Raw genomic sequence first — 5,147 nt, forward strand, 5'->3', positions numbered from 1 at the left:
AGGCCGAGAACGAGGCCCTGCGCCGGGAGCTGGCGGCAGCGCGCAAGGAGATGCACCGGCTCGCCACGGAACGGGACATTCTCCGCAAGGCGACGGAGTTTTTCGCACAAGAGATGACCTGGTGATCAACTGAAGCTTCCCCTTGATCGTGGACACCTGGAGACTGGGGTGTGAGCGCCCAGAGGAAGCTGTGCCAGGTGGGAGGCAAGTACACGAAGCGGTACTCGGAGGAGTGCAAGCGGGACGCGATCGAGCTGGTGCGGTCGTCGGGCCGGACGGTGACCGAGGTCGCCCGGGAGCTCGGGGTCAGTTCGGAGTCGCTGCGGGGGTGGGTGAAGAAGGCCCGCGCCGCCCAGGGCACCGGATCGGGACCCGGTGCCGTGCGGGCGGGGCAGGCCGCCGACGATCGGGACGAGGAGCTGAGGCGGCTGCGGAAGCTGACCGCCGAGCAGGCGGAGACGATCGAGATCCTGAAAAAGCGACGGCCTTCTTCGCGAGGGAGGGCGACCGGTGAGCGCGGTATGCCGGTTCATCCACGCGGGGAAGGCGAACCACCCGGTCGCGCTGCTGTGCAAGGCGATGACAACGGCCCGCTCCACGTACTACGCGTGGGTGGCCGGGGCCGAGGCCCGCGAAGCGCGGCGGCGGGCGGACGAGGCACTGGCCCACGAGATCACGGTGGTCCACCTCGCCTCCCGGCGGAACTACGGCGTCCCGCGCGTCACCGCCGAACTGCGCCGGCGGGGCCGGCCGGTCAACCGCAAGCGGGTGGAGCGGGTCATGCGGGAACACGGCATCGCCGGGAACAGCCGGCGCACCGGACGCCGCGGCCTGACCAAGGCCGACACCCGGGCTGCCCCGTCACCGGATCTGATCGGCCGGGACTTCACCGCCACCCGCCCCGGCACGAAGATCGTCGGGGACATCACCTACATCCCCACCGCCGGGGGCCGGCTCTACCTCGCCTCGTGGCTGGACCTGGCCACGCGCGTGGTGGTCGGTTACTGGATGGCCGACCACCACCGCGCCGGCCTCGTCGTGGATGCCCTGGACATGGCCGCGAAGCTGGGCCGCCGGGAGCCCGGCTGCGTGATCCACAGCGACCGCGGATCGGAATACACCGCCGGTCAACTCCGAGTAAAAATAAGCGAGTCGGGTTTCGGCAAAGCATGGGGCGGACCGGCAGCTGCTTCGGCAACGCCGCCGCGGAGAGCTTCCGGGCCGTACTGAAAGAGGGGATCGGCCCCCGCTTCTGGCCCGACCGGGCCACCGCCCGCGCCGACATCTTCGACTTCGTCGAGACCTTCTACAACCGACGCCGTCTGCGCAAGCACATCCCCTGGGGCCAGCTCACGTCCCACGAGACACGCCTGCGTCACCAGCAGGATCAGGCCCTCGCGGCGTAACGACGACGTGTCCAAGGTCACGGGGAAACTTCAACCGTCGGCAGAGACCTGATGCTGGACGGCGCTATGCGACGCGTTGGCGTGTCCCGCCCAGCTGATGTCTCACGCGTTCCCCGCTCCACCTGCCGGGATGTTATTGGCACGCTCCTCCCCTTCCGGCACCGCGCGCCGGGGTTCTCCGGCTGGCATAGAGACGCTGGCAATCGAGTCCAGGGCTGCACATTGCCCGCACTTATCGTCCCTCGGGTCTAGAGAAGCGTGGTTGGCCTGTACGCCCAGCGATCCCGTATCTAGGCCGGCTTCTTCTCGCCCGACACGCCCTCTTTGACAATGCGGAGGAAGTCTCCGTATTGTCGGAGAGTGGTAATCGGAGACGCTCTCCGTTTCTTCGTCTTGCCTGGAGGGGCTAGTCGTGTCAAGCCGTCAGATGCTCCTGTGCATGCAGTTCACCAGCGGTTACGGAGCCGAGCCCGGGGCGTGGCGCCTTCCTGGGGCGAACCTGCGCAGCTATACGGACATGGACCAGTTCGTGCGGTACGCGCAGGCAGCCGAGCGAGGCAAAATCCAGTTGCTGTTCTTCGCGGACACTCCGGTTCTGGACGTGGACCTCGAACACCAGGTCCCGCATTTCGCGATCGACCCGTTGCTGGTGATGACGTCCATAGCGCGCGAGACGGAACGGATCGGGCTGGTCTCCACCGCCTCCACCACCTTCAACGAGCCCTACAGCCTCGCCCGCCAGTTCAAGGCGCTGGACGTGATCAGCCACGGCCGGGCCGGGTGGAACGCTGTCACCACCTCCGACCCCGCCGCCGCGGCGAACTTCGGCCGCGCTGTCCCCCCGCGGGCGGAGAAGTACGAGCGGGCCCACGAGGTCGTCCAGATCGTGCAGGCACTGTGGGGAAGCTGGGAGAAGGACGCGTGGGTCCTGGACGTGGACGGCAAGCGGTTCGCCGACATGGACAAGATCCAGCCGGTCGGCCTCCAGGGCCGCCACGTCGCCTCCCGCGGCCCGCTGCCCATTCCGCCCTCCGAACAGGGCCAGCCGGTCATCTTCCAGGCCGGCGGCGGTAGTTACGGCCTGGAGCTGGCCGGCCGCTACGCCGACGGCGTCTACGCCAACCCCTACACCATCGAGGACGGCCAGACGCAGCGCCAGGCGCTGCGCGATGCCGCCAAGCGCGCTGGGCGGGACCCGGACGAGGTGAAGATGTTCGCCGGTTTCATGCCGGCCATCGCCGGCTCCCGCCGGGCCGCCCTCGACCGGCGGCGGTTCCTGGATGAGTCCGTAGATCTGCGTCAACGCGTCCGCTACCTCGGCGCCATGATCGGCCTGCCGCTCAGTTACGGGCAGATCGACGAGCCGCTGACCGCGGACCAGTTGGCCGACGCCGTGCCCAGCCCGCGCGACCCGCGCTCCGCCCGCGCCCTGGAGGTGGCCCGGGAGGGCTGGACCCTGCGCGACGTGCTCGCCCACGGCGTCATCGACTACCACCCGGTCGTGGCTGGCACCGCCGAGGACGTGGCCGACCACATGCAGCAGTGGTTCGAGGTCGGGGCCTGCGACGGCTTCTCCCTGGCCATCGACGGCTACCACGACGGCGTCGACGCCTTCGTTGACCAGGTCGTCCCCCTCCTGCAGGAACGCGGCCTGTTCCACCTCGACTACGAAGGCCCCACCCTGCGCGACCATCTCCACGCGCGCGAACAGTACGGCCTCGACCCGCGCGTCACGGAAACGGCGGCCCGATGATGTCCACCAGCGCTTCTCTGCAATCCAGCACAGCGGCGCAGCAGGCGTTCCGCGACGTCATGGCCATCGTGGCGTCTCCGGTCGCCGTGGTCACCGCCCTGGACGGCAGCCGCCCGCACGGCACCACGGTCAGCGCCTTCGCATCCCTGTCCCTGACGCCGCCCATGGTGCTGGTATCGCTGGACGAACGCTCGCACCTGCTAGCGGTCATCCGCCGCAGCGGCCGCTTCGGCCTCAACGTCCTCGGTGCGCACCAGGCCGATCTGGCCTCCGTCTTTGCCCGCTCCGGACCCGACAAGTTCGACGGAATCGACTGGTCGCCAAGCGAGGAACTGCCGCGGCTGCCTGACGCCGCCGCATGGATCGCCGCCGAGGTGGCCGACTGTGTCGAAGCCGGGGACCACACCGTCCTGCTCGCCCGTGTAACGGCCGCGAAGCCGGGTGAGGGATCCCTGGGACCGCTGACGTATCACCGGCGCTCCTTCGGCACGCACACACCACTGGCCTATTGACCGTGCGGCACGTCGAGGCAGGTATGGGATCTAGGGCCAGGCCCGGAGCAGGAGGCGACTCGCCTGCCCTGTCCCGCCCGGCTTACGGCGCCGCGGACGACCGTCACCGAAACCTGCCCGGGCCGCTCGGTCCCGGGGACACCAAGGAAGCAAGGAGCAACGATGCCGACGCTGGGAATCATCGGAAGCGGCAACATCGGATCCGCGGTCGCACGGCTGGCGGTGGCTGCAGACATCGACGTGGTGCTCGCCAACTCGCGCGGTCCCCAGAGCCTGACGGACCTCATCGGGGAGTTGGGGCCGCGCGCCGCGGCAGGCACCGTCGAGGAGGCCGCCCGCGCCGGGGAGGCGACCGTGCTCAGCATTCCCCTGACCGCGTACCGCGACCTGCCCGCCGGCCTGCTGGAGGGTAGGACCGTGCTGTCCACCGGGAACTACTACCCGTTTCGCGACGGCCGGATCGCCGAACTCGACTCCGAGGAGGTGACCACGGCCGAGCTGGAACAGCAGCTCCTGCCCGGCGCGCTGCTGGTCAAGGCCTTCAACAACATCCTGGCCCACCACATCCCCCAGCTGGCCCGGCCCGCCGGGGCACCGGACCGCAGCGCCCTGCCCATCGCCGGAAACGACCCCGACGCGAAGGCCCGGGCGGCAGAACTGATCGGCCGGCTCGGCTTCGACACGGTGGATGCCGGAACCCTGGACGAAAGCTGGCGCTTCGAGCCCGAGGCCGGCGCCTACACCCGTATCTACCTCGCTGATCCCGAGGTGCCGGCCGAGCACATGCTCCAGGCCCCCGCGGCGGCACTGCCCGCCGACAAGCTGCAAGAGGCGCTGCAGACCGCCCAGCGGGTGAAGGTGGCCGCGCGCACCTTCTGACAGCACATGTCCGAGCAACGCCCGCCCCGGGCGCTGCGCGCGCGAACCCCTTTGGCCCCGGCGTCGAACGACGCCGGGGCCAAAGGGCACTCGGGGCGGGCGGAGGCGTGTACCGCTCGACGGCGGACGAGATGTCCGCATACGGGGCGGACCCCTTTTGCTCACATGAACAGGACCCGGTTCAGGCGGACGCCGTACCCCGCGTCGGGATTCGTGGTGGCGTCCCCGACCCTTTCCTGGATCGCGGCGACGGCCAGGTCGCGCCGCCGGGGCAGGCGATCGGCCTCCGCGGCGGCCAGCGCGCCCGGCATCTCCTGGCGGGAAAGGTCCGTGCAGTAGCACGGCGCGCCCGGCTGCTGACGCCACGAATCCGCGAGGGTCCCGGCGTCGACGGCGTCACATCCGGTGTCCTCGACCAGGGCCATGGCCACCTGACGGTCCCGGTCGCGGTCGGCGGCGACGGGGATGGCGATGCGGTCCGGGCTTCCCGCGGGCTCGCTCTTAGGTCCTGTCTGGAGTTCGGATCAAGAGTGTGGTGCGATGCTGCGGAGCCAGAGCATTGCCCCACACAGGTGCAGTCCGGCCTCGTAGCTCTCC

The 5,147-nt window shown here is 69.8% G+C and carries 6 protein-coding genes and 1 pseudogene; 6 read left to right on the forward strand and 1 reads right to left on the reverse strand.

Annotated elements, in window-relative coordinates; all coding sequences use genetic code 11:
- Window positions 1–197: 197 nt before the first annotated feature.
- From ACFWVE_RS34605 to ACFWVE_RS34630, 6 genes and pseudogenes are all read left to right on the forward strand, one after another.
- A pseudogene (locus ACFWVE_RS34605) lies at window positions 198–434 on the forward strand (transposase); the annotation flags it as partial.
- Between the two features lie 76 nt (window positions 435–510).
- Window positions 511–1,230 carry an IS3 family transposase gene (locus ACFWVE_RS34610; RefSeq protein WP_384023118.1) on the forward strand — a complete coding sequence of 240 codons (720 nt, stop codon included), beginning with the start codon at window positions 511–513 and terminating at the stop codon, window positions 1,228–1,230.
- Complete coding sequence (locus tag ACFWVE_RS34615; protein WP_384023132.1) at window positions 1,170–1,406, forward strand: hypothetical protein; 237 nt, start codon at window positions 1,170–1,172, stop codon at window positions 1,404–1,406. Before ACFWVE_RS34610 ends, ACFWVE_RS34615 begins: the two co-directional genes overlap by 61 nt.
- 439 nt (window positions 1,407–1,845) lie before the next feature.
- A complete protein-coding gene (locus ACFWVE_RS34620) occupies window positions 1,846–3,159 on the forward strand; it encodes an NtaA/DmoA family FMN-dependent monooxygenase (RefSeq protein ID WP_384023120.1) in 1,314 nt (437 codons plus the stop codon).
- On the forward strand, window positions 3,159–3,671 hold the full coding sequence (locus tag ACFWVE_RS34625) for a flavin reductase family protein (RefSeq protein WP_384023123.1): 513 nt from the start codon (window positions 3,159–3,161) through the stop codon (window positions 3,669–3,671). Before ACFWVE_RS34620 ends, ACFWVE_RS34625 begins: the two co-directional genes overlap by 1 nt.
- 162 nt (window positions 3,672–3,833) lie before the next feature.
- Window positions 3,834–4,550, forward strand: coding sequence for an NADPH-dependent F420 reductase (locus tag ACFWVE_RS34630; RefSeq protein ID WP_384023126.1), 717 nt, complete (start codon window positions 3,834–3,836; stop codon window positions 4,548–4,550).
- A gap of 161 nt (window positions 4,551–4,711) precedes the next feature.
- Here ACFWVE_RS34630 and ACFWVE_RS34635 read toward each other — a convergent pair whose 3' ends face one another.
- The gene (locus tag ACFWVE_RS34635; RefSeq protein WP_384023129.1) at window positions 4,712–4,975 is read right to left on the reverse strand and encodes a hypothetical protein; all 264 of its coding nucleotides are present in this window, start codon (window positions 4,973–4,975) and stop codon (window positions 4,712–4,714) included.
- Between the last annotated feature and the right edge of the window lie 172 nt (window positions 4,976–5,147).

Origin of the sequence: Streptomyces sp. NPDC058632 (assembly GCF_042717095.1) — a bacterium.
GTDB lineage: Bacteria > Actinomycetota > Actinomycetes > Streptomycetales > Streptomycetaceae > Streptomyces.

Bases quoted from the DNA above. Each gene is read 5' to 3' on its own strand.
- ACFWVE_RS34615 (WP_384023132.1), top strand. From the start codon at position 1,170: ATGGGGCGGACCGGCAGCTGCTTCGGCAACGCCGCCGCGGAGAGCTTC.
- ACFWVE_RS34620 (WP_384023120.1), top strand. From the start codon at position 1,846: ATGCAGTTCACCAGCGGTTACGGAGCCGAGCCCGGGGCGTGGCGCCTT.
- ACFWVE_RS34625 (WP_384023123.1), top strand. From the start codon at position 3,159: ATGTCCACCAGCGCTTCTCTGCAATCCAGCACAGCGGCGCAGCAGGCG.
- ACFWVE_RS34630 (WP_384023126.1), top strand. From the start codon at position 3,834: ATGCCGACGCTGGGAATCATCGGAAGCGGCAACATCGGATCCGCGGTC.
- ACFWVE_RS34635 (WP_384023129.1), bottom strand. From the start codon at position 4,975: ATGGCCCTGGTCGAGGACACCGGATGTGACGCCGTCGACGCCGGGACC.